This window comes from Campylobacter avium LMG 24591 (assembly GCF_002238335.1).
Classification (GTDB): Bacteria; Campylobacterota; Campylobacteria; order Campylobacterales; family Campylobacteraceae; genus Campylobacter_D; species Campylobacter_D avium.
Map to the genome: position 1 here is coordinate 1,351,748 of NZ_CP022347.1, position 25,367 is coordinate 1,377,114.

Here is a 25,367-nt window from a genome sequence, read left to right on the forward strand (position 1 = left end):
AACAAGGATGATTGAGCTTAAGTAATAGTTGTGAGACTTATTACTTATGTACTCTAGAAAGGAGGTGATCCAACCGCAGGTTCTCCTACGGTTACCTTGTTACGACTTAACCCCAGTCGCTGATTCCACTGTGGAGAGTAGCCAGTTTAGCATCCCCTCTTCGAGTGAAATCAACTCCCATGGTTTGACGGGCGGTGAGTACAAGACCCGGGAACGTATTCACCGCAACATGGCTGATTTGCGATTACTAGCGATTCCGGCTTCATGCTCTCGAGTTGCAGAGAACAATCCGAACTGGGACATATTTTATAGATTTGCTCCACCTCACGGTATTGCGTCTCATTGTATATGCCATTGTAGCACGTGTGTCGCCCTGGGCATAAGGGCCATGATGACTTGACATCGTCCCCACCTTCCTCCTCCTTACGAAGGCAGTCTCCTTAGAGTGCTCAGCCGAGCTGTTAGCAACTAAGGACGAGGGTTGCGCTCGTTGCGGGACTTAACCCAACATCTCACGACACGAGCTGACGACAGCCGTGCAGCACCTGTCTCAACTTTCTAGCAAGCTAGCACTTCTTTATCTCTAAAGAATTAGTTGGATATCAAGCCCAGGTAAGGTTCTTCGCGTATCCTCGAATTAAACCACATGCTCCACCGCTTGTGCGGGTCCCCGTCTATTCCTTTGAGTTTTAATCTTGCGACCGTACTCCCCAGGCGGTATGCTTAATGCGTTAGCTGCATTACTGAGATGACTAGCACCCCAACAACTAGCATACATCGTTTAGGGCGTGGACTACCAGGGTATCTAATCCTGTTTGCTCCCCACGCTTTCGCGCCTTAGCGTCAGTTAAGTTCCAGCAGATCGCCTTCGCAATGGGTATTCTTGGTGATATCTACGGATTTTACCCCTACACCACCAATTCCATCTGCCTCTCCCTTACTCTAGACTATCAGTTTCCCAAGCAGTTTAATGGTTGAGCCATTAGATTTCACAAGAGACTTGATAATCCGCCTACGCGCCCTTTACGCCCAGTGATTCCGAGTAACGTTTGCACCCTCCGTATTACCGCGGCTGCTGGCACGGAGTTAGCCGGTGCTTATTCCTTAGGTACCGTCAGAATTCTTCCCTAAGAAAAGGAGTTTACGCTCCGAAAAGTGTCATCCTCCACGCGGCGTTGCTGCGTCAGGCTTTCGCCCATTGCGCAATATTCCCCACTGCTGCCTCCCGTAGGAGTTTGGACCGTGTCTCAGTTCCAATGTGACTGATCATCCTCTCAGACCAGTTAAGCGTCATAGCCTTGGTAAGCCTTTACCTTACCAACTAGCTGATACTATATAGTCTCATCTTGCACCGAAAAACTTTCCCACTATAACTTGTGTTATAGTGGAGTATGGGGTATTAGCACTCATTTCTAAATGTTGTCCCCCAGTGCAAGGCAGATTAACTATACCTTACTCACCCGTGCGCCACTAATCCACCTCTAGCAAGCTAAAGGCTTCATCGTTCGACTTGCATGTGTTAAGCACGCCGCCAACGTTCACTCTGAGCCAGGATCAAACTCTCCATAAGATATTTACTTTTCAGTAAATATGGATAAGTTTAATCTTTTTCATTTCAAAGAAAAAGTTTTAAATAAAAACATAAGTTAATACACTTATGCTTGTTCTGGCTCAATCGATCACTTATTTAGATTTCAAAGATTGACGAAGTATAAATAAATAAAACAATGATAAATTAAAGAACAAAAATAAAATCAATGAGCTAGATTATTTAGACTAGAATTTAAATTAAATTATAAACAAGTCTATATAAAAGCTTTGTTTGATTTTAAACTTTCTTTGTTTTTTAGAACTCTCATGAAAGCACTATAAAAGGCTTTAGGGTTTAAAAAATAAAAAAAGGAAATGAAATTATATATAACTAAGCTTAAAGGGAGATAAAAATATAATCAAATATAATCAAATATAATCAAATATAATCAAATATAATCAAATATAATCAAATATAATCAAATATAATCAAATATAATCAAATATGTGAGATATGTGAGAATTTTGAAATAATGTGATAAAAAAAGCATGTGAGAATGTATCAAAACATATGGAAATAGCATGATTAGAGGTACAATAAACATGTAGTTATATGATAATCAATTGTGAAAAAAATGAAAAAATATGATAGTATATGATAATCAACAACATGAGAATTTTAAAAAAATGTGATAAAAAATAAACACATAATAATATGTGGAAAAGTATAAAAATGTATTTCGTTGTGGGGTGTTAAATTTAGATAAATGAGTTAAGAAATTAAAAATTTTACTTAAATAAAGAGTTGTATGAATTTAGGCGCAGTGGTTTTGGGGTTGGAGACACATAATTTTATAACAATATAACGCAAACTCTTTTTTTCAAACCTAACTATAAAATTTCATAAAAAGCAATGGAATGTAAATATAATAGATATATCTCAGCAGTTTTTGCTCCAAGCAAGAACAAATTTAAACCTTGCAAATTTCGTGCAAAAAAAACTTCTAAGCTTTGAAATTTAGAATTTCATATCCTCTTTGCCTAGCTATTTGCAAAAGTTTTTCATCGCCGTTGCAAACTACAGGCTTTTTAACAGATTCTAAAAGTGGCAAGTCATTTATAGAATCACTATAAAAGATAGATTTTTTTATCAAGCTTTCATAGTCCTTGCCTAAATACTGCTTAAGTCTTAGCACCTTGCCATCTTTAAAGCTATATACGCCCTTAGTTTTTCCGCTAAATTTATCAGCTATAAGCTCACAATTTATAGCTATAACCTCATCTATATCAAAGATCTTGGCTATCTTTTTTACTAAAAAATCAGCACTTGCAGAAATTATGATTTTTCTTTCATCTTTGTAAGATTTCACAAGCTCTAAAGCCTCTTTAAAGGGCTTTATATCCTTTTTTATAAACTCAGCTACAAGAAAATTAACTTCTTTTAAGCTTTTATCCTTAACGCTTTCTAAGAAAAAGTGCATAAATTCACTCATATCAAGGCTATTATTTTTATACTGCTCTTTAAAAGCCTCGTTTTTTTCAAGGGCAGCTTCGTTTAAAATCTTTTTTTCTACACAAAAGTTTATCCAAAGCTTAGCACAATCGCCATTTATCAAGGTATCATCAAGATCAAATAAAACTAGCAAGAAAGCTCCTTTGCAAGATTTAAATTTAATTTTATATTAACCTCATCCCCTTCTTTAAAGCCGCTATAAGAACTAAAATTCAAGGTATCAAGCTTAAGCTCAATATCTTTTACACTAAGCTTATATCTTATCACATTTCCAAGCAAGGATTTTTCCTTTATCACAGCTTTTAGCCCTTCCTTGCTTAGCTCTATGCTTTCAGGTCTTATGGCGATGTCTTTTGTAAAGGGATGTTTTAAACCAAGTTTAGCTAAATCCTTCACAGTAAGTATATTATAAGATCCTATAAAAGAGGCTACAAAGTGATTTTTAGGCTCTAAGTAAAGCTCGTTTGCCTTTGAGTTTTGCACTATCTTACCCTCATTCATTAGGATGATTTTATCACTTAATTCCAAGGCTTCTTCTTGATCATGAGTTACAAAAATCGTGCTTAAGTTTAGCTCCTTGCTTATCTTTTTTATCTGCACTCTTAAATGCTTTCTTATCTTTGCATCAAGAGCTGATAAAGGCTCATCAAGCAAGAGTAGCTTAGGCTTGGTAATAAGAGATCTAGCCAGTGCCACCCTTTGCATTTGTCCTCCGCTTAGCCTGTGAGGATAAGCCTTAGCAAAATCCTCAAGCTCCACAAGCTTTAGCATTTTTTTAACCCTTTTTTCTATGTCTTTTTTGCTCTCTTTTTTTATCCTAAGTCCAAAGGCTACATTTTCAAAGACGGTTAAATTTTCAAACAAGGCATAGTTTTGAAAAACCATACCGATATTTCTTTTTTGAGGAGCTAGTTTGCTTATATCTTTATCATCTAGGATTATCTTACCAAAATTTGGCTCACTAAGTCCTGCTATACACCTTAAAAGCGTGGATTTACCGCAACCGCTAGGACCTAAAAGACTTAGAAATTCTCCTTTTGAAAGAGTAAAATTTATATCCTCAAAGATCATTTTATCCCCATAGTATTTTTTGAAATTTTTTATTTTTAAAAAGGGCATTATTTATCCTTTAATAAAGATGCTAAAAAAGTAGCTATGAAAATAAGTGAAAAATACACCATAACTAAGGCACTTGAGTAATGTCCGCTTTGATTTTTAATAGTATAAAGATAAACCTGTAAGGTCTCATAAGCACCGCCAACTAAGATATTTGCATATAAAAATTCGCCTATCAAAAAAGAAAAAGACAGGAAAAAAGCCACTAAAAGTCCTTTTCTAAGACTAGGAATTATTAGCTTAAAAATAGCTCCAAGCAAAGAGCCTCCTAAGATAGCATTTGAGGCGATTAGCTCATCTAAATTTATACCAGATATAGCATTTTCTAAGGCTCTGTATATAAAGGGTAAGGCTATGGTAAAATAAGCAAAGATAAGTATGTAAGCACCTAAAGAAGCAGAATAAAGCTCTAAAAGCCCCACACAAGTTACGATAGGAGGCACAGCAAAGGGCATAAGAACTAAGAAATTTATAAAAGGCTTTAATCTTTTTAGATATAAGTTAGAAACTAGCACCAAAGGAAAAATCAAAGCAAAAGAAAGAAACAAAGAAGCTAAGCATACATAAAGTGAGCGAAGCAAAGAGTATATAAATCTCTCATCATAAAAAAGCATCTTATACCACTTAAGTGTAAGGCTATCTGGCAATACACTCACAGACCAAGATGAGGAAAGAGAGTATAAAAAGGTAGCTAGTATAGGCAGGGCTAAGAATAAAAACACAAGGCTTAAAATAGTATAATGATAAAATTTGGCACTCTTACTTAACTTTTCTTTCATTAAAATCCTTAAAATTATATCTTTTAGAGAGTAAATTTGATATAGCCACAACAAAGAGCATTAGCACAACTAAGATTAAGCTTAAGGCAGAGGCTAGATAGGGATTAAGCGTAATATCTCCTGCTATTAAAGCGCCAATCCTAACCGGCGCTACATTATAATTACCAGAGCTAAGTGCATAGATAGTAGCATAGGCACCAAGGGCATTTGCAAAAAGTATCACAAAAACGCCTAAAAGTGCAGGAGCTAGCAAGGGTAGAGCTATCTTTACAAAGTATAATAAAAATGAGCCTCCTAGCATCTTACAAGCATTAGCTTGTGAATTTTCAAGCACTTTTAAGGCTGGATATAAAAGTAGTATGGCAAGTGGAAGTTGAAAATATATATAAACTATGTTTATGCCAAAATTAGAATAAATAGTTACAAAAGGCTCTATACCAATACTTTTTAAAAATACAGAAAAAACGCCATTAGTGCCAAGCACTATGATAAAGGCAAAGGCTAGAGGAACGCCTGAAAAATTACTTATCATAGTATTTAGCGATAGTAAAAATGCACTCAGCTTAGAAGGGCTTAAGGCTTGCACGGAGTAAGCTGTAAGTAAGCCCACAAAAAGAGCTATTATGCTTGAAAAAAAGGAAAGCTGTATGGAGTTTATAAGACTTTGCATATAAAATTTTGACTCAAAAATGCTTATAAAATTTGCTAGTGAGTAGCTTTGTAGCTCCTCTACATAAAAGGCATTTATGATGATATAAATTAAAGGTGCTATCATAAAAAGAAAAAATACTATAAAAAAAGGACTTATGCAAAGCAGGGCAAGAATTTTAGCTTTCATCTTTTATCCTTTAAAAGTCCTAAATTCATCTTTTTGCTGTGCTTTAAGCCTAAAATTTCATAAGTTAAGCCATCAAGCAAGATAAAGATAAGTTTTTTTCTCATCATCTATCTCATATCAACTATAACTTTTTCCTGCCAAAGTTGCGGCAAAGTCTTAGCTGTCTTTTCCCAAGCCTTAAAATCCTTTATAGTTTTTGCGTTTTTGTATTGTTCATTTGGCAAAAGCTTATCTTTTACCTCTTTTGGCAAGTCTAAAAAGTCTATCCTTATAGGTCTTGCATAACCCTTGGCTAAATTTATTTGCCCCTTATCAGAAAGTATAAATTCCCTTGTTAGTTTTGCTGCGTTTGGGTGCTTGGCGTATTTGTTGATTATGGTTGTATAGCCTGATGTCACAGAGCCATCTGCTGGTATTAAAACCTCGTAGCGGTTTTTTCCAACCTTATCTCTATATCCAAGTCCATTAAAATCCCAAACAAGCCCCACTTCAAGCTCACCTTTTTCTAAATTTGCAACACTTACATCATTATTTATAAGCCTTCCTTGCTTTGCAAGTGTGTTAAAAAAGTTTAAGGCAGGGCTTAAATCCTTCTCATCTCCTCCAAGTGCAAAATTTGCGGCCAATACAGCATTTACAGCTTGAGCTGCTACGCTTACATCTCCTACTGTTATCTTATAATCTCCCTTAAGCAAATCCTGCCAAGTTTTAGGTATATCCTTAATCACTTCTTTATTTACTATAAAGGCTATAGTTCCTGTGTAAGCTAGTACATAGTGTCCATCCTTATCCTTAGCCCAAGTAGGAATTTCATCCCAATAACTTGTCTTAAAAGGCTGGGTAACTCCTTGTTTTACCGCAATATCAGCAAAGGAAATTCCAATATCTCCTATATCTGCACTAGCGTTTTTCTTTTCAGCCTTAAATTTAGCTATTTCTTGAGCTGAGCTCATATCTGTATCGCTGTGTTCTAAGCCATAAAGCCTTTTAAGATCAGCCCAAGTATCCTTCCAATTTGCCCAAGTATCAGGCATAGCTAGGGAATTTACCCTACCTTCTTTTTGTGCTGCCTTGATTAAAGTGCTATCAATTTCTTTTGCATTTAAGCTAAGGCAAAAGACAGCAAGAGCTGCTAAGTTAAATATTTTACCCATAAAAACTCCTTAAAAAATTTTTATGAAAATTTACTAAGGTTTAAAAACATTTTGGAAACATTTTGTTTGATTTTGTTTATAAATTTGTAAAATATATTAAAAGGACTATGTAGCTAAGAGACTCTGGCAAGGCAAAATAATATATCCAAACGGTTAGCAAAAGCAAAAAAAGGCAGGCAAATTTTATACTTTCTTGGATAAGGGTATTCATCTCTAGTAGTGCTTTGTTTTTGCTGTTCTTGAGCCTGTGCTAGGATAACAATTCTATCGTGAGCCTTATCAGTTGAACTTTTGCCAGATAGACCAAAAGTTAAAATATTGTTCCAGTCTGATTTAGTATCGCTATTTTCAGCCCTTCTTGTAAGATCTTTTGCTTCATCAATATTTTTTTGTAACTTTGTAATTTTTTCTACAAGAGAACGAGCAAAATTTTCAGTATATCTATCTAGCCCCTCCCTGTTTAAGCTTTTTAGTTCTTGCTAGCTAAAGATTTTTTGTCCTAGGGATTGCTCGAGTTGCTTGTATTCTACGATTTGTGTGTTTGACATATTATTCTCCTTTTATGCCACATATAAGTTCTTTAGCCTGCTTTGTTAATCTTTCTAGTCCATCTAGCTCCTCATTTAGAACTTTTTGTCTTTGTTCATATTTTACTTTTTCATCTTGCAGACTTTGCATAGTGCGTTTATATTCTTGTGCCACAAAACAATGCGCATCATAAAGCACAAAATAACTTTGTGCTGTCTTATACTGCACACATACTCCACTTTGTGTGGCAAGTTGCATATGAAGTTTGCCGACTTTATCGCCATTTCTAAATTTATCCATATAATAAATCGCTATAGTACTTAGCACCGCACCAGCTGCGGCAGTGATAGAAAGTGCAATGGCATCTCCTACGCTCTCACCCAAGCACCTTTGCTGCTTCATAGTAAATATCTTCTTTATCAAAAATACAATGAGATTAGAAAAAAATGCCACTATCCCAGCTTCAATCAAACCAACAAGAATGTCTTTGTACTTGACTTTTAGATTTTTCCAAATTGTATGCAGCCTATCTCTAAAACGTTTAAAAATATCTTTTAAACTTTCATTTCCAAATTCTTTAAATAAAATTTTAAGCTCTATAATCATACCCTTAACAAAATCGTGCAAAATCACACCTATTAGCTGAATACATAGCCATCTTTACTGCATCTTGTGCCCCACTTACTAGGGCTTTTTTGTAGGGTTTTGTGCTTGTATAATAGCTTTCATCAACTTGCCTATCAATGTTTTCCTTACTTTGCTTATATCTTTCTTTGAATGCTTCATCATCAATTTCTAATTGTTTTTCTAGTTTTATCTTTTCTTTTTGCTCACTTCATAGTAATCATAAAGTTTGCCTTGTTCTTTTAGGGCTTGTTGTTATTTATTTATCTGTCTATAGTTTAAATCTTTGTTGTATGTATCTGAATCATATACATAGCGATTTTCATATCTTTGTCGCTCTTCTTCACTTGCATAAATGCCTCCTCGCACATTGTGCATAGCCAATCCCCCCCCCCCCCCCGCTTGTCAAGTATCTTAAAGATTTTAGGGAGTAAAAAGCTTACTTAAGTAATGAAACTTAGTTTAAAAAAAGAATTTTAAAGCATTTATTATAAGCATACTAGCTGCTGTGCCAAAAAGCACACATAAGCTAAGTCTTCTTGGGTAAAAATAAGGATCTAGCATTTTTCTAGCAGTCCTATAGCCTGAGAGCAAGGCTCCTGTAAAGCCCCCGCCCACAAAAGTAAAGGCAGAGGCAAAGTAAAGGTTTTTCACAGCCTTTGATTTAAAAGCAGTTCTAGCAAAAAAGCCTTCTAAATTTTGATCCCAGCCATAAGGCACACCCTTTTTAGTCCTTGTGTATCTTTGTATGGTCTTTGGTGTGGCAAGTTCTGAGTGTATACAATAAGACATAATGGAGGGAAAAAACTCATCCAGTCTTTTTTCAAGTGCCTTTTTTACCCTTTCTTTTTTTGCCTTATATTCATTTTCATCAAGATTGTCCCATTCTTCATAGCTACTTATAGTTGTGATAACTCCAAGATACCTATCATCTCTATCGCTTAAGCCGCTGTCTATTTTTGAGTAGTTTACGAAGACAAAATTTCTTTTTTCTATATCTAAGGCTAACATATCCTCGCTATTTTGATCAAAGGGCTTGTCAAAATACTCTTTATCCACACAAAAGGTGGAATAATCCATACTTTTAAATTTTTGACTTAAATTTGTATCAAAGATCATATAAACAGATAGCAAGGATGTTTTTGCCTCAAAATTCTTTTTAACTTGCAACTTAGTATTAGTCTTTAAAAGCTCTTCATAAACTATCCTAGGATCGCAGTTTGCTACTACATTTTTAGCTAAGATCTTTTTTAAGTTCTTATCTTTTAAGTCCTTATAAAGCACTCCTACAGCCTTATTTTTATCAAGTAAAATTTCTTTTACATCAGCTCTTGTTTTTACATCGCCATTATTTTCTTTGATGATACTTGCTAGGGCATCTGAAAGACTTTGTGAGCCACCTTTTATATATACTCCTTGATTATAGTAGTTTGTCTGTGCTACTGAGTGATAGTTCCAGTTAAATTTAAAGCTATCGTAATGATAGTAGGCTAGATTGATATTTAAAATTTTTTTAAGCTTGGGATTTTTTATAAGAGCATTGAGCATAGTGCCAACTTTTCTTTGTCTAATCGCACTTAAAACAAGAAAAAAAAGCGTATGAAAGGGTGCGAAGAAAAATTCAAAAAAACTCATATCAAAGGGAAATTTGTAGTTTAGTTTAGCTTGAAAATTTATCTTTTTAAAATAGCTTTTTATATCTTTTTCATCCTTAGGAAAATACTCTATCAAGGCTTTTTTTGTATCTTTGTGTGGTATTAAAAAATTCTCACTTTCAAGGCTTTTAGAATCTAAAACCTTTATGCTCCAAGCACTAGGCAAGGGCACAAGGGTGATTTTTTCTAAAAGCTCAAGTTTTTTAAAAATGATGTGTTTCATATCTGTTTTTTCACTGCCAAGATCCATTTCGTGCAGTCCTGCATCTACTAGCATACCCTTTCTTTTAAAGCAAGTAGCACAGCCTCCTACTAGCTCGTGTTGCTCAAGCACAAGCACCTTTTTCCCAGCCTTAGCTAAAGTAGCACCACAACTTAAGCCCCCAAGTCCAGAGCCTATTATCACAACATCGTATTTATTTTCCATACTTAAGTCCATTTTTCAAAAATAAATTTAAAATAAGATTGATTTTACAAAATTTTCCCTTTTTGCTCAAAAAGAGAAAATTTTAGAATAAATCACAAGCTATATCAAGAGCTTAATATCTATTTGCTAAAATACCCTGTGCCTTTTTAATGGCAGGTAAATCTATAACATTTCCCTCAAAAGAAAAGTTATCTCCTTTGTGAATTTCAGCCAGTCTAAGCACCTCTTTAGCCCATTTTATCTGTCTATCTCCTTGGGCAAAGACCGAATTTATTATATCTACTTGGTTTGGATAGTAAGTTAGTGAGCCTGAAAAACCCATAGAATAAGCTAGTTCCATATTTTCCTTTACTAAGCTTTCATCCCTTGCATTAGGAAAAACTCTATTTATAGGAGGCAAGAGCTTATTTACCCTACTTTCTAAGGCTAACTGAGTCCTTACATAGTTTAGTATAAAATCCCTACCTTTTCCATCTCTTAAACCAAGATCTAAGCTAAAGTCAAAGGCTCCAAAGGTAAGCTGTCTTACGCAAGGCTGTGCTGCTGTTATGCTTAAATTTTGCACTCCTAATGCACTTTCTATAAGCAAGAGCAAGGAAACCTCGCCCAAAGAATCAAGCACAGCTAAAATATCTTCTTTTCTTTCAGTTCTAGCAAGCATAAGAGCATTTAAACAATCCAAACCAAGCTCTTTTATAAAGCTCATATCATCCTTAAAAGAAGGACTTAAGGCATCATTTATCCTAACAAAAAATTTTTTATCAGGATTTTTTGAGCGAAAGTCTAAGATATTTTTCCTAGCCTCAGCCTTTCTATCGCTTGGCACAGAATCCTCTATATCAAAGATAACAGCGTCAGCCTCACTTTCAAAGGTCTTTGTAAAATCATCTTTTTTTATAGCAGATACAAAAAGAAGGCTTTTTGCCCTTGGGTATTCATTTAAAGACATTTTATATCCTTTGCAAGTAATAAAATTCACAAACTATAGCAAAATATACAAAGAAATGCAAACAAATACTAATACCTATAAAACTCCTTATACCTAAGCAAAACCATCATAGAAAAAAATAAAAGCAAGGCAGTAAATATACAAAGAAATTTCCAACCCAAACTAGAATAATAAAGGCTTGGTAGTACAGAACCAAAAGCTCCTCCACTGTAGTAAAATGTTAGATAAAGACCATTTGCTAGACCTTTTTGAGATGTACTTAAATTTAACAAGGCTGAAAAGATACAGTGGCATATAAACATACCACTACAAAACACAAACATGGCCACAAAATAAAGCTCATAAGAAGTACTGAGCATACAAAAAACGCCAAGTATAAAGACACATAGTCCAAAAATAGCGGTATTAAACCTCGTTTTAAAAAACTTAATCGTCTGCCCTATAAACAAAGAGCTAAAAATTCCGGTTAAAAAGCCAAGATACACAAGCCCTATTTGTGTTTGAGTGATATTTGTAAAAATATCTTTAAGATGAAAAGGTAAAAAAGAAAGCACGGACTGAAAGGAAAAAAACATCACAAAAACACAGACAAAAAGAACCAAAAATTTGGCCTCTTTGAAAAAAGGCACAAAGTCTCTTAAAGAAATTTGTAAAGAACCCGAGCTAAGGTCTTTAAAAAATAAGAACAAAAAAGCAGACAAAAGCATAAAAATAGCAAAGAAATTTAAGGCAAAATGCCAAGAAAAAAGGTCGCTTAAATACGAGCCCAAAACCCTACCTAAAAAGCCTCCAAAGGTGGTAGCTCCAACATAAATAGCCACATTTTTTTGGGTATTTTTCTCATCTATGCGAGTTAAAAGGGTTAAAAGCGCAGTAAGTATGGCAGGAATGCACAAGGATAGTAAAAATCTAAAGCTTAAGAAAAAGTAAAAATTTGAGCTTAAATTTGCGATGATTTGAAAAATGCCGCAAGCAAATAAAGAAAAAATAAGTATCTTTTTTAAAGAAAATTTCTCCAGCAAATAACCATACAACAAGGGCGCAACCGCAAGCGGTATCAAAGATATGCTAACCACCCAAGAAATTTCGTGCAAGGACACAGAAAAATAAGTAGCTAAATTTGGAGATATAGGCTGAGGAGCATATAAAAGTGCTAGGGTTAAAATGGCTGTAAATATTATAAGGCTTTTTAGAAAAAACATGACTTATCCAAACAAATTTTAAAAATTATACCCTTTTTAAATCAAGCTTCTTAAGAATTTGGCTTTGAAAAATATAATTTAAGTAAAAAAGTCTTGATATTACTCACTATAGTTTTTAAACTGTGAAATTTGCGAAATTTTTAAATTTCATTTCTAATTTAAGTAGCTTGACAAAATTTTATATAAATTTAATTGTTAATTAAGAAAGAATGTTAAAATTTTAAAAAAAGTGTCGATTTATGTCTTGACATTAATAAAACAAAAGGAGTCATCGATGGATGTAAGTATGTCAAATGCTTCTTTAATGTCAGCTGTGAGTGTTAGTACCTTAGGCAAGGCCATTAACGCAGCTCAAGATTCTGCTTTACAGCTTATGGAGTCTATAGACGCTCTAAGCTCTGGCGAGGTTCAAGCTAGCTCGGGCTCTTCTGCACTCGACATTTATGCCTAAGTTTAGGGGTTTTAAACCCCTATTTTATCTCATTTGTAACTGCGTGATATTTTTTTATCATTTATAAGCTCTTTTTAGCTTTATTTTTGATAGAATTAAAAATAACGAAGTTTTTGGAAAAAATAATGCAATTTATCACAAGATTAGTAAAAAATGAATCCTTTCCAGGTGTTTTATTGATAATATTTACAGCCCTTGCTCTGCTTTGTCAAAACACCCCATTTTTAAGCGCAATATATGAAAATTTCTTACACCTAGAAATAGGCATAAATGTAAGCGGCGCGAACGAACACAGTGCAACAGTGTCAAAAAGCCTAGTTCATTGGATAAATGACGGCCTTATAGCTATTTTTTTCTTTTGCATAGGACTTGAGTTAAAGTATGAAATTTTAAGAGGACAATTAAGAGACATAAAATCAGTCTCTTTGCCTATATTTGGCGCGCTTGGCGGTATGATTTTTCCAGCTCTTATCTTTACTTCTATCAACTCACACGATAGTTTTGCCATGCAAGGCTGGGCTATACCAACAGCCACTGATATAGCTTTTGCCGTTGGAATTCTAATGCTTATAAAAGGAATTCCAACAAGCTTAAAGCTTTTTTTACTAAGTCTTGCTATCTTTGATGATTTTGGAGCTATAGTAATCATAGCCCTTTTTTACACAAGCGAATTGTCATTATTTGCTATATTGGTTTGCGTGTTGTGCGTAGCTTTGTTGTTCTTGCTAAATTATTATCATGTTTCAAAACTGCCTTTTTACTGCATCATAGGCTTTATACTTTGGGTGGCCATGCTTGAAAGCGGGGTTCATGCGACATTATCCGGTGTGATAGCAGCTATTTTCATACCAATAGATACGAAAAATAATGAAAGTTTTGCCAAAAAAATATATAATGATTTAAATCCTTGGGTGATGTATTTGATACTGCCTCTTTTTGCCTTTGCAAATGCTGGGGTGGACTTAAAGGGTCTAGATCTTTCATACTTGTTATCATCTGTTAGTCTTGGAATTTTCTTGGGCTTATTTTTAGGAAAACAGCTGGGCGTGTTTTTGTTTTCATTTATCAGTGTAAAGCTTAAGCTAGCAAGTTTTCCTAAGGACGCTTCGTATGTGCAGTTTTATGGAATTTGCATACTAACAGGCATTGGTTTTACCATGAGTTTATTTATAGACACCCTTGCTTACGCTGATAATTTAGGAGCCTATGCACAGGCAGATAAGTTAGCAATACTGCTTGCAAGCTTTAGCTCTGCAATTCTTGCTTATGTCTATTTAAAACTTACAAGCAAGGAAAAGAATTGAACAAAATTTTAAGCATAATAAAAGATGAGTCTTTTGGAGGTATATTACTTATCATATCTACTATACTAGCACTGATAGTTGCAAATAATTCCCACAGTGCAGCTTATAGAGAATTCATATACTTGCCTATGGGCTTTCATATAGATAGCTTTATTTTTTCCAAGCCTCTTTTGCTTTGGATAAATGACGGCCTGATATCAATATTTTTCTTTGCCATAGGCCTTGAGCTTAAAAAAGAATTTTGCGAGGGAGAATTTAAAAATCCTAGGAAGATTATCCTGCCTTTATTTGCCGCTATAGGTGGTATAATCGTGCCTGCACTTATCTTTGTTGCTATAAATTTCAATAACGAATATGTGCTTAGAGGCTGGGCTATACCAACAGCTACGGACACGGCTTTTGCCTTAGCGATTTTGCTACTTTTAGGAAAAAGAATTCCTAGCTCTTTAAAAATTTTCTTATTATCTCTAGCTATCTTTGATGATGTGGGAGCTATATTAATCATAGCCATTTTTTACACGAGCGACTTACACTACCTAGCCTTAATAGGTGCTGGCGTGATAGTGTTTGCTCTGCTTTTACTAAATTTATTTGGCATAACTAGAAAATCATTTTACCTTATCTGCTCTGTTTTGCTTTGGCTAACAGTCTTACAAAGCGGTGTTCACGCTACCTTAGCAGGACTTATAACCGCATTTTTCATACCTCTTTATAAGAAAAACGGGGCGCACTTTTTGGATGAAATACTTGAGGGGCTTAGATTATGGATAAATTTTGTAATACTACCTATCTTTGCCTTTGCAAATGCTGGGGTGGATTTTTCAAAATTGAAATTTAGCGATATTTTTAGCGGAGTAAGCATAGGTATCTTTTTAGGGCTTTTTGTGGGCAAGCAAGTTGGAGTATTTATATTTTCTTACATAAGCGTGAAGCTAAGATTATCAAAACTTCCTGAAAATTCAAATTTCAAACAACTTTATGGAATTTGCATACTAACAGGTATTGGCTTTACCATGAGCTTATTTATCGACGGCCTAGCGTATAAAGTAAGCGACACCTTTAACTATGCTGATAATTTTGCTATTTTGCTGGCCTCTCTTTGTTCTGGTGTATTTGGCTATGTGTTTTTAAGGTTTTTTGCTAATAAATGATTAGAATTTGCCTTTTTATTGTTTTCTTTTCCTTATTTTTTGTTGCTTGTAGCTCTCACGGTAGCTATTATTACCAAGGCAGCTCTGCTTACAATAAAAATTTAGTTTCTAAGCTATATTCCGTACAAAAACAGTGGAGCAAAACTCCTTATAAACTAGGCGGAACTAGCCCTAGAGGTGCTGACTGCTCAGGCTTTACGCAAACTGTGTTTTTAAATAATTTTGCTGTTAAAATTCCTAGAACTACAAGATTGCAAATGCAAAGCGGACAAACAGTTTCAAGAAGAAATTTAAGAACCGGAGATTTGCTATTTTTTAGAACAGGCAGAGGTCCAAGCGGCCTTCATGTTGGAATTTATACTAGAAATGGCAAATTTATACACCTATCTACAAGAGGTGGGGTAAAAGAAGTTAGCTTAAATACTAGGTATTGGGGTAGTAAGTATTTAGGGGCTAGACGGTATCTAAGATGAATGTAGGAATTTTTGACAGCGGCGTTGGCGGACTTAGCGTGTTAAAGTCCATACTAAAAGAACAATTGTTTGAAAATATAATCTACTACGGAGACACAGCGCGCGTGCCTTACGGCGTAAAAGATAAGGATACTATCATCAAATTTTCCATACAGGCTTTAAACTTTTTTTCTCCTTTTAAGCTTGATATGCTAATCATAGCTTGTAATACAGTAAGTGCTTACGCCTTAGACGAGCTAAGAACAAGGGTTGATTTTCCCGTGCTTGGCGTGATTGATGCGGGCGTTAGTGCTACAAAATACGCCCTAGATAATAAAGATAGTGAAATTTTAGTCCTAGCAACAAAGGCAACGATAAATTCTAAACAGTATCAAAAAAGATTGCAAGATGAAGGCTTTAAAAACATCAATTCCCTTGCCACAGGGCTTTTTGTGCCTATTGTTGAGGAGGGAATTTTTGAGGGTAGGATTGTTGATTCTTTATTTGAGTATTATTTCAAAGAGCTTAAAAAAAGCCCGCAAGCTGTGATACTTGGTTGCACTCATTTTCCTCTACTTAGCGATGCCTTGCAAGAATATTTTGGCAAAGATTGCAAACTAATCCACTCAGGCAACGCCATAGTAAGACAACTAAAAGAAAATTTCGATATGAAAAGCATAAACAAAGAAGCAAAACTAAGCTTTTACGCAAGCAGCGATGTACAATCCTTAAAAAACACTGCTAAAATTTGGCTTTCCTAAAATAAAGTAGGCTCCAAAGCCTTTAATTTAAAGCTTTTCCTGTGAATTTTGCTAAGACCGTATTTTTTAATCATTTCTAAATGAAGCTTGCTTGCGTAGCCCTTATGTTTTGCGAAGTGGTATTTCTCAAACTCATGCGGCAAGCTTTTCATAAACTCATCCCTACTAACCTTAGCCAATATACTAGCTGCACTTACTGTTGGAATTTTTTCATCAGCCTTTATCATTGTTTTTATATCGCTGATGCCGAAATTTGTATTACCATCAAACAAAAGATTGGCTTTGTTGAAATGACTTTTTATGATGCTTAAAGCTTTTTTAAAACACAGACTAAGCCCTAATCTATCTATATCCTCGCAGCTTATATGTATGATTAGATACTGCGAGTTTTCCTTAATCTTGGCAAAAAGCTCCTCTCTTGCCTTAACTGTTAGCTTTTTAGAATCATTTAAGCCCTTTATGTGCAAATTTAACTTACAAGCCGCTATGCTCAAGCTTCCTGCTAAAGCACCTCTGCCGGCCTCATCAATGCCTACTAAATTTAAATCACTCATAAAGAAATCCTCGCACGAAAAATATTTATTTTACTCTGTTATAATAAAATAAAAATTTAAAGGAAAGTAATGAAAAAAACTTCGATTTTAGCGTCCGTTACTATAGTTGTTCTTTTGCTTGCGTATTTCGCGCAGGTTTATTTTATGTCAGAGGCTAGCCAAAAGGCCTATGAAAAACTCGTAGCCTACAAGCACCCATATTACACTATCCTTGATAGCAACATCACAAAGGGATTATTTAACTCAAAGGCTGAATTTTTAGTAAAAATCAACGGAAATAATATCTTAGATTCTACAGATGAAAATGAACAAAGCTATGAAGTAATAAGATTTTTAAAAACACTAGAGAACATCGATGGTATAAATCTTGTATTAAATACCAAAAACAACGTCTTTGCAAAAAACAACATAGAAATTTTGCTAGCAAATCCTAGCTATGATGAAAAATCTAAAGGAGATTTAGCAAGTATTAAATACCCTGTATCTGCTTATTTTGATTTATCTTTAAGTGCACAGATAAAGGGAGATTTAACCCTAAAATTAGCTGATATGGATGTAAAAATGGGAAAGGAAAGCTTGCTTAGTCAAAACACCTATCTTGTGCTAAAAGATTTTTCATCTAATGAACTAAAATTCGGTGCCTTAGAGCTTAATTCTGACAAATTTATAGCAGGCTCAAAAAGAGATAAAATTGACATACAAAAATTAAACTATGTAGAAAATTTTAAGCAAGCTATCAACATAGCACAGCACCACGATGCTTATGTGCTAGGCAAGGGCTTTTTTGAATCAAAGGGAGTTTTTTCGCTTGAAAAACTTAGCTTTCAAGGTGTTGATATAAATAAATTAACTTTAGAAACGCAAATAGAAAAAAACAATGAAGAAAGCTTTAATATGCCTTTTAAATTTTCTATAGCAGAAATTGCAAACGCAGGCATGAATGTAAAAAATGTAAAATTTGACTTAAACACAAACAATATTTCATCAAAATGGTTTAATACCATAAGTTCGTCGCAAAGCTCAGGAGAGTTTTATTTTGACTTGTTTGCAAGCACCTCGCCTAAGATAGAGCTTAATGATTTTTCAATCACAATCAACGATGCAAATGTAAGTGCAAAGGCACAGGCTAGCTTTACTAAAGACGCAACCAAAGCAAATGCTAGCGTCATAAGCGATAAAAAACTTGGCGAAATTCACTTGATGTTTGCCTTGCTTGGATTTGATTCTATGTTTGTTCAAAAAGATGGAAAATATGTTCTTGATTTTATTTATGATGATAGCGATAAAAATAACATCACAGCCAAATTAAATGAAAATAATATCTCGCAAGCCTTTAAAAACATTCCTTACGGCTTTAACAATGAGGTTAAGAGCGAAACAGATATTTTTGAAGATGAGAATTTACGTGAGAGAGAGAGCGAAATAAATATTCTTGGAGATGAAAATTTAAGTGATGAGGAAGGAATTTTTGACGGCGAAGTAAAAAATCCAAATTCCACAAACTAAAATAATGAACCTAGCCCTAAAATTTAGACCACAAAAACTATCTGAACTTTTAGGGCAAGATGAACTTGTACAAACATTTCAAAAATTTATAGAATTACAAAAACTTCCACACAGTATATTTTTTGGCCCCTCTGGTTCGGGAAAAACGAGCTTTGCAAGGATTGTAGCAAAGGAATTTTCGCTAGATTTTTTTGAATTTGATGCCGCGTCTTTCAAAATGGAAGAGCTAAGAAATATAGTCCAAAGATACAAACAAAGCCTTTATAAACCACTAATTTTCATAGATGAAATTCACAGATTATCAAGGACTCAGCAGGATTTGCTTTTGCTTCCAATGGAGAGTTTAAACTGCATTTTAATAGGTGCTAGCACGGAAAATCCGTACTTTGTCCTAAGCTCTGGCATTAGAAGCAGAAGTATGCTTTTTGAATTTAAAGCCTTGCAGGATAAGGACTTAGAAACACTTTTACTAAGACTTGCCAAAGAACTTGATATAAAGATAGAAGATGAGGCTAAAAAATTAGCCATAAGGCTTAGTGCTGGCGATGTTAGAGCCTTATTAAATTTGGTAGAATTTGCCCTTGTCTTTGATGAAAAGAATTTAAAAACCGAAAATATAAACAAGGTAAAAGCAAAAACAAGCCAAAACCTAAACAACAAAGACAGCCACTACGACCTAATCTCAGCCTTTATAAAAAGCTTAAGAGGCAGCGATGTTGATGCGGCTCTTTATTATCTTGCAAGGATGATTGAAGCTCATGAAAATGCTGATTTTATAGCAAGAAGAATGCTAATTTTTGCTAGTGAAGATATTGGAAATGCCGACACAAATGCCCTAACAGTCGCCACTAACACCCTGCTTGCTGTAAAAAACATAGGCTATCCTGAGGCTAGGATTATCTTAGCACAGTGCTGCGTTTATCTAGCAAGTGCCGTGAAGTCCAACTCAAGCTACAAGGCCATTAACAAGGCTCTTGATTATGTTAAAAACAACAAGGCCTTAGAAATACCAAACTATCTTAAAAACAAGCACGAAGATAAGAAAAATTATCTTTATCCTCACGATTTTGGCGGCTTTGTAAGGCAGAGATATTTAAGCAAAGATGTGAAATTTTATGAAAGTACGCAAAAAGGGGATGAAAAAAGGCTCTTTGAGATAGTTAAAAATTATAAAGATAAGGCTTAACTGTAACATTTCGTAATATCTAATTATTTATCGCCTCATTTACTTACAAATTTAGAAAAAATTAGTTAGAATTCTACAAAGACTAACAAAGGAGAATGCAATGAGAACTTACAAACCCTCGGCTTTTAAAAGAAAAACACAAAAATTAACTAAAAACACTTCTTCTACCCTAGTCCTGCTGATACCTGTCATTTAACTTTTAATCTTTTTTATTTTTCAAATTTTTTATTTTTATTTATTTTTTAAGGATTTATTATGAAATTAAATGGTTCTGAAATACTTATGGAAGTTTTGATAGAACAAGGAGTTGATCTTGTTTTTGGGTATCCTGGCGGTGCGGTTTTAAATATTTATGATGCGCTTTATAAATACCAAGATAAAATAAAACACATAATGCCTGTTGATGAATGCGGTGCGGCTCACGCAGCAGACGGTTATGCAAGAGCTAGCGGAAAAACCGGAGTTGTGATAGCAACAAGTGGTCCTGGCGCTACAAATTTAGTAACAGCCCTTGCAACAGCTTATATGGATAGCGTTCCATTGGTGGCAATTACAGGCAATGTTCCTAAGAGTTTAATAGGCAAAGATAGCTTTCAAGAGGTGTATATAGCTGGAATCACCATGCCAATCACAAAGCATAATTTTATGGTAATGGATGTAAAAGACCTAGCATACACGGTTAGAAAAGCTTTTGAAATAGCTAATAAAGGCAGAAAAGGCCCTGTGCTAATCGACATACCAAAGGATGTATCGGCCGATATTACCGAATTTGCAAGAAAGACAAAAAAAGAGCCTGCGAAATACAAACTAGACAATGTCTTGCAAAAAAACATACAAGAGGTGGTTCAGCTTATAAAAAATTCAAAAAAGCCTTTAGTGTATTTTGGCGGCGGAACAAAGGACTACACGCAAGTTTTGAAAGATTTTCTTGTAAAAACCCAAATTCCTTGCGTTCATACCATAATGGCGGCTGGAAATATAGCCTATGATGAACCTTTAAATGTAGGTTTGGTTGGAATGCACGGCACAGTTACTTCAAATACCGTTATAAACGAGGCCGAGCTGATTATAGCTATTGGTACTAGATTTAGCGATAGAGTTGCGCTTAATACAAACAAATTTGGCGCAAAGGCTACAAAAATTCATATAGATATAGACTTAAGCGAGATAAATAAAAATGTAAAGGTTGATTACGAGCTTATAGGGGATTTAGATGAAATTTTAAAGGCCTTTTTAAGTAGCGACGCAAAAGCACAAAGCAAGGAATGGCTAGAATACATACAAAAGCTTAAAGACGAAGAGAAAAAAAGGCAAGATGAGTATTATAATCCTACCGAGTTCATACCTAAAAACATTATGGAGGCCATCAACGAAGCTACAAACTCGGAAGCAATCTGCGTAACTGATGTTGGACAACACCAAATGTGGGCTGTGCAATTTTGCAAACACAAATACCCTAGAAGCTTTTTAACAAGCGGAGGGCTTGGCACTATGGGCTTTGCTTACGGGGCTGCGATTGGGGCTAAATTTGCAAAACCGCAAAAAGATGTTATACACATAACAGGCGATGGCTCTTTTTACATGAATTTAAACGAGGTTGCAACTGCTGTTGAGCACAAGCTGCCAATAATTAGCATTATACTTAACAACAACACCTTAGGCATGGTAAGGCAGTGGCAAGGTGAATTTTATGAGAAAAGATACTCAAGCACAGATATGAATAAAAAAATGGACTATGTGAAAGTCGCCAAGGGATTTTACGCTAAGGCCTTTTCTTGCAAGAGCTTGCAGGAATTTAAAGAGGCTTTAAAAGAGGCTTTAAAAGAAAAAACCGTGCCTACCTGGATAGAATGCGTAATAGACAAAGACGAGAGAGTTTTACCTATGATACCAGCTGGCGGTAGCGTAGATAATATAATAGTAAAATAAGGATTTGCGATGAAAAAAAAGGTAATAGTTTTATTTGTAGATAATAATCCGGGCGTTTTAGCAAGAATTACCCTACTATTTGCACAAAGAGGCTTTAATATCTCAAGCCTCACAGTTAGCGAAACTTGTATAGAAAATGTTTCACGCATAAGCATAGTAGTAGACGCAAAGGAAGAAATCATAACTCAAGTTATCAAGCAAAGCTCAAAGCTTGTGGAAGTACACTGCATACACTTGCCCGATGAAACAAATATGATATTAAAGGACTTGTTGCTTTTAAAGCTTTACATCAAATCTTGCGATAGAAAAAAAATATGTCTTTTAGCCGACTTATACAATGCCAAGATGATAGACATCTCAGACGATAGCTTGATACTAGAATTAGTCGCATCTCCAGAAATCATAGATGAATATTTAGAAAAAATGCAAGAATTTGAAATTTTAGAACAAACTAGAACCGGCATTACAGCCATGGAAAGAGGTGTTGTGAATTTTCACTGTAATTTATAAAAAATTCACAGTTTATTTTGATAAAATCATAAAACATTAAGGAGGAAACGATGATTAAAAAATACTACGACAAGGACTGCGATTTAAGCTTACTTAAGGATAAAACGGTTGCTATTATAGGCTATGGCTCTCAAGGACATGCTCATGCTTTAAATTTAAAAGATAGCGGCATAAAGGTGGTAATTGGCTTAAGGTCTGATAGCTCTAGCGTTGCAAAGGCTAAAGAAGCAGGACTTGAGGTTTTAAGCGTTGATGAGGCTAGCAAAAAGGCTGATTTGGTGATGATTTTAGTGCCTGATGAATTAGCCGCTGATATTTACAATACCCAAATAGCTCCAAATTTAAAAGACGGTGCCACCCTAGCCTTTGCTCACGGCTTTAATATACACTATGGCCTAATCAAACCTAAGCCAAACACAGATGTAGTTATGATAGCTCCAAAAGGTCCTGGCCACACTGTAAGAAGCGAGTATTTGGCCTCAAAAGGCGTTCCAAGCTTAATAGCCTTGTATCAAGATTATAGCGGCAAGGCAAAAGACATAGCTCTAGCTTACGCAAGTGCCATAGGAGCTGGAAGAGCTGGAATTTTAGAAACCACCTTTAAGGACGAAACAGAAACTGATTTATTCGGCGAACAAGCTGTTTTATGCGGAGGTGTAACTGAGCTTATGAAAGTTGGCTTTGAAACCTTGGTTGAGGCTGGATATGAACCTGAAATGGCGTATTTTGAGTGCATACATGAAATGAAGCTTATAGTTGATTTGATTTATGCTGGAGGCTTTGCTGCCATGCGCTCATCTATCTCAAATACCGCAGAGTACGGGGATTATAGAACAGGCAAAAAAATCATAACAGAAGATACTAGAAAGGCCATGAAAGAGGTTTTAAAAGACATACAAGATGGTACTTTTGCGGGTGAGTTTACCGCTGAATTTAACGCCGGAAAAAGAGTTAAATTTAACACCAGAAAAAGAGTTGAAAGCGAACATCAGCTTGAAAAAGTCGGTGCCTCTCTTAGAGATATGATGAGCTGGATTAAAAAATAATTGGAATGAACTTTGCTTTAACCTTCCTAGCAATATTAGGAAGGTTTTTTAATGAATATCAGCAATTCTTATGCGAATAGTACCGCTAGTTCTTCACTGCTAAGTACAGCTTTATCCTCTGTAAAAAGCAAAACTTTCGAAGAAAATAATACAGAATTTAATAGCGATATAAACAAAACCTACATAATACAAAACTCGCAATCTTACGCCAGCGAATACGGCTTTAGAACAAACGAGCAAGGCTTTTTTGAAAAAGATTTTAATATGTTTGCCTCTCTTCCTTTTGATTATGACATACACATCAAAAGCGTGCAAAGCATAGCAAAGGAGTTGTTAAGGCAAGATCCTGAGCTAAATCCAGCCAAGATAGACATAGCCTCGGTGGTTAATAAATACTACAATAGCCTAAAAAGCATAGAAAGCGAATTTCAAACAAATGATAATGCCATGCTTTCAAGGATTGAAATTTCAAAGCTAAATCAAGGCTTTAGCACAAAAAACGGCGAGCTTGACGGCGAGCTTATACGAATTTACAATACAAGCGATGAAATCAAAGAAGCAAAAAAGCTAAACAATACCTTCACGCCCTTAAATTTGGGCATTAAAATAACAGATTTTGCCTTTGATGAGGCGATAAATAACAACTCAACAAATGAGCTTTTAAAGCCTTATATGAACGAAAACGGCGATATTTCAAAGTCTGGGCTTTTGATGAATTTCATACACAAGGACTTAAAAGAGGCAAATGATAATAATTTTTTTATAGAGCCCGTGAAACTAAGCCTAAACGCACATAAAAATTTACAAAAACTACTAAACAACGAAGATTCTTTTAAAAGCTACATCTTGGAGCAAAACTCGCAAAATATGAGCTTTGATTTATATCTTTATGTAAATGGGGTTAATAAACAAAACACAAGCAAAGATAAGCTAGATACCTTGTATCAACAATACATAGGCTATCAAAGAGGCGTAAATATCAAAGAATTTGTGAACTCAAGCTCTATATTTTCACTTTACACAGAGTCCTTAAATAAGGAATTTCAAAAGCTAAACACCTTTTTTTCAGAAAAACAAGATAATTTAGAACAAATAAGCAATGATGTAAAAACTTTAAATGAAAAATTCATACAAGCCAGGCAAAAACAAGCAGCATTTAGCAATATAATAAAATCCTACATCGGCGTAATGCAATAAACTTCACAAAAAACTAAAATTTAAAGATTTTTTAAAGAAATAAAGAAAGTAAATTTGGGCTTTTGCAAGCCCAAAAATTAGTTACCTCTTACTATAGTTGTAACTTCTGCGTATATACCAAGTATGCTTTTTGTTTTATAGTCAACAGACTTGATTTGACCTACACCGCCAGCACTTGCAGCAGCTTTGACAGAACAATCACCTGTTGCTATCCAGCCTAATATACTAGTACAAGTTGCTCTTCCTTCTTTTGAACCAGTACCAGAACCAACTGCAACTGGAGAAGAAGTATCGGTATATAAAACACCTGTTACAGGTGCAACGCCAACAGCAGCACAAGCCGTAAATAAAGCAGATGCCACAGCTATAGAACTTAAAACTAAAATTTTCTTCATAAGAGAACCTTTTGGGTTGAATTTGGGGAAATTCCTGTTTAAATCATAGATTTAAACTAGCAGATTGTACAAAAAAAAAAAAAAAACAAAGTCAAGTAAATTTCAAAAAAGATGAAATTCTTTATCAAAATTAAATAAAATCTTAATACTTTATAAACATAAAATTTACCAATATTAAATATTTTTAAAATATCTGCAATCTTGCTTAAAAATTATCAAAAATTTTAATAAAGACTATCAAAACAAAAGCATAAGATTTCTTAAAATAACTGTAATTGTAAGATAATTAGATTTTTAACAAGCCCAGCAAGCCTAAATTCAAACCTACTGAATTTGGGCTTGTGTAAGTATAAATTCATAACTTCAACTTCATAACTTTCTAAATTTTGAACTTCAAAAAATATACTTTAATAAACTCAAGCTTAAAACGCCAACCTAAACCCAAGACTCCCATTCACATTTATAAAGCCACCCTCATAGGCTTAAGACATAAATTAAGCACTTATATCAAAGTCTTTAGACATAGAAAAAGATGCACCTGCAAAGATATTTGCAAATAATTCTTTTTCATTTTCATAAGATATTTTTTCTTGTCCTATGCTCATTTCAT

23 protein-coding genes and 1 rRNA gene are annotated in these 25,367 nt (G+C 34.6%); 11 read left to right on the plus strand and 13 right to left on the minus strand.

The annotated features are described in order from the left end of the window. Positions 1-57 precede the first annotated feature (57 nt). From CAV_RS06875 to CAV_RS06920, 11 genes are all read right to left on the minus strand, one after another. A 16S ribosomal RNA gene (locus CAV_RS06875) occupies positions 58-1,570 on the minus strand. A 964-nt stretch (positions 1,571-2,534) separates the two neighbouring features. Beyond that, positions 2,535-3,176: an HAD family hydrolase gene (locus tag CAV_RS06880; protein ID WP_094325778.1), complete on the minus strand. Its 642-nt coding sequence runs from the start codon at positions 3,174-3,176 to the stop codon at positions 2,535-2,537. Beyond that, the gene (locus tag CAV_RS06885; RefSeq protein ID WP_094325779.1) at positions 3,170-4,162 is read right to left on the minus strand and encodes an ABC transporter ATP-binding protein; all 993 of its coding nucleotides are present in this window, start codon (positions 4,160-4,162) and stop codon (positions 3,170-3,172) included. Before CAV_RS06885 ends, CAV_RS06880 begins: the two co-directional genes overlap by 7 nt. Further along, positions 4,162-4,938 (minus strand): ABC transporter permease, encoded by a 777-nt coding sequence (locus CAV_RS06890; protein WP_094325780.1) that lies wholly within the window; start codon positions 4,936-4,938, stop codon positions 4,162-4,164. The genes CAV_RS06885 and CAV_RS06890 overlap by 1 nt, the downstream gene beginning before the upstream one ends. Continuing rightward, a complete protein-coding gene (locus CAV_RS06895) occupies positions 4,919-5,776 on the minus strand; it encodes an ABC transporter permease (protein ID WP_094325781.1) in 858 nt (285 codons plus the stop codon). Before CAV_RS06895 ends, CAV_RS06890 begins: the two co-directional genes overlap by 20 nt. Before the next feature lie 107 nt (positions 5,777-5,883). After that, positions 5,884-6,930: an extracellular solute-binding protein gene (locus CAV_RS06900; RefSeq protein WP_094325782.1), complete on the minus strand. Its 1,047-nt coding sequence runs from the start codon at positions 6,928-6,930 to the stop codon at positions 5,884-5,886. A gap of 549 nt (positions 6,931-7,479) precedes the next feature. Then, on the minus strand, positions 7,480-8,085 hold the full coding sequence (locus CAV_RS06905) for a hypothetical protein (protein ID WP_169711642.1): 606 nt from the start codon (positions 8,083-8,085) through the stop codon (positions 7,480-7,482). A 252-nt stretch (positions 8,086-8,337) separates the two neighbouring features. Continuing rightward, positions 8,338-8,460: a hypothetical protein gene (locus CAV_RS09210; protein WP_261787039.1), complete on the minus strand. Its 123-nt coding sequence runs from the start codon at positions 8,458-8,460 to the stop codon at positions 8,338-8,340. An 84-nt stretch (positions 8,461-8,544) separates the two neighbouring features. Further along, positions 8,545-10,164, minus strand: coding sequence for a phytoene desaturase family protein (locus tag CAV_RS06910; RefSeq protein WP_157676344.1), 1,620 nt, complete (start codon positions 10,162-10,164; stop codon positions 8,545-8,547). Positions 10,165-10,276: 112 nt separating this feature from the next. Further along, a complete protein-coding gene (locus tag CAV_RS06915) occupies positions 10,277-11,113 on the minus strand; it encodes an HpcH/HpaI aldolase/citrate lyase family protein (RefSeq protein ID WP_094325784.1) in 837 nt (278 codons plus the stop codon). A gap of 68 nt (positions 11,114-11,181) precedes the next feature. Further along, positions 11,182-12,315, minus strand: coding sequence for an MFS transporter (locus CAV_RS06920; protein WP_094325785.1), 1,134 nt, complete (start codon positions 12,313-12,315; stop codon positions 11,182-11,184). A 274-nt stretch (positions 12,316-12,589) separates the two neighbouring features. Here CAV_RS06920 and CAV_RS08910 point away from each other — a divergent pair, with 274 nt between their 5' ends. The 5 genes from CAV_RS08910 (at position 12,590) to murI (ending at position 16,434) form a co-directional block, all read left to right on the plus strand. After that, on the plus strand, positions 12,590-12,766 hold the full coding sequence (locus tag CAV_RS08910) for a putative motility protein (RefSeq protein WP_148131229.1): 177 nt from the start codon (positions 12,590-12,592) through the stop codon (positions 12,764-12,766). Positions 12,767-12,891: 125 nt separating this feature from the next. After that, on the plus strand, positions 12,892-14,070 hold the full coding sequence (nhaA, locus tag CAV_RS06925) for a Na+/H+ antiporter NhaA (RefSeq protein ID WP_094325817.1): 1,179 nt from the start codon (positions 12,892-12,894) through the stop codon (positions 14,068-14,070). Next, a complete protein-coding gene (gene nhaA / locus CAV_RS06930) occupies positions 14,067-15,221 on the plus strand; it encodes a Na+/H+ antiporter NhaA (protein WP_094325786.1) in 1,155 nt (384 codons plus the stop codon). Before nhaA (CAV_RS06925) ends, nhaA (CAV_RS06930) begins: the two co-directional genes overlap by 4 nt. Further along, positions 15,221-15,694 (plus strand): C40 family peptidase, encoded by a 474-nt coding sequence (locus CAV_RS06935; protein WP_390089019.1) that lies wholly within the window; start codon positions 15,221-15,223, stop codon positions 15,692-15,694. Before nhaA (CAV_RS06930) ends, CAV_RS06935 begins: the two co-directional genes overlap by 1 nt. Beyond that, entirely contained in the window at positions 15,691-16,434 is a 744-nt protein-coding gene (gene murI, locus CAV_RS06940; protein WP_094325788.1) for a glutamate racemase, read from the plus strand. The genes CAV_RS06935 and murI overlap by 4 nt, the downstream gene beginning before the upstream one ends. Here the strand turns inward: murI and CAV_RS06945 are convergent. After that, positions 16,431-16,988 (minus strand): ribonuclease HII, encoded by a 558-nt coding sequence (locus CAV_RS06945; protein WP_094325789.1) that lies wholly within the window; start codon positions 16,986-16,988, stop codon positions 16,431-16,433. The two genes, murI and CAV_RS06945, sit on opposite strands and share 4 nt — an antisense overlap. Before the next feature lie 69 nt (positions 16,989-17,057). Between CAV_RS06945 and CAV_RS06950 the strand changes: the two genes are divergently transcribed. From CAV_RS06950 to CAV_RS06975, 6 genes are all read left to right on the plus strand, one after another. Beyond that, the gene (locus CAV_RS06950; RefSeq protein ID WP_094325790.1) at positions 17,058-18,494 is read left to right on the plus strand and encodes a DUF945 family protein; all 1,437 of its coding nucleotides are present in this window, start codon (positions 17,058-17,060) and stop codon (positions 18,492-18,494) included. A gap of 4 nt (positions 18,495-18,498) precedes the next feature. Next, on the plus strand, positions 18,499-19,680 hold the full coding sequence (locus CAV_RS06955) for a replication-associated recombination protein A (protein ID WP_094325791.1): 1,182 nt from the start codon (positions 18,499-18,501) through the stop codon (positions 19,678-19,680). A 255-nt stretch (positions 19,681-19,935) separates the two neighbouring features. Further along, entirely contained in the window at positions 19,936-21,609 is a 1,674-nt protein-coding gene (gene ilvB / locus CAV_RS06960) for a biosynthetic-type acetolactate synthase large subunit (RefSeq protein ID WP_094325792.1), read from the plus strand. A 9-nt stretch (positions 21,610-21,618) separates the two neighbouring features. After that, positions 21,619-22,119 (plus strand): acetolactate synthase small subunit, encoded by a 501-nt coding sequence (gene ilvN, locus CAV_RS06965; RefSeq protein WP_094325793.1) that lies wholly within the window; start codon positions 21,619-21,621, stop codon positions 22,117-22,119. A 50-nt stretch (positions 22,120-22,169) separates the two neighbouring features. Further along, positions 22,170-23,165 (plus strand): ketol-acid reductoisomerase, encoded by a 996-nt coding sequence (gene ilvC / locus CAV_RS06970; RefSeq protein ID WP_094325794.1) that lies wholly within the window; start codon positions 22,170-22,172, stop codon positions 23,163-23,165. A 51-nt stretch (positions 23,166-23,216) separates the two neighbouring features. Then, the gene (locus tag CAV_RS06975) at positions 23,217-24,362 is read left to right on the plus strand and encodes a Cj0814 family flagellar-dependent secreted protein (RefSeq protein WP_094325795.1); all 1,146 of its coding nucleotides are present in this window, start codon (positions 23,217-23,219) and stop codon (positions 24,360-24,362) included. A 77-nt stretch (positions 24,363-24,439) separates the two neighbouring features. On the opposite strand, the gene CAV_RS06980 is transcribed toward CAV_RS06975, so the two are convergent. Then, on the minus strand, positions 24,440-24,757 hold the full coding sequence (locus CAV_RS06980) for a TRL-like family protein (RefSeq protein ID WP_094325796.1): 318 nt from the start codon (positions 24,755-24,757) through the stop codon (positions 24,440-24,442). Positions 24,758-25,367 lie beyond the last annotated feature (610 nt).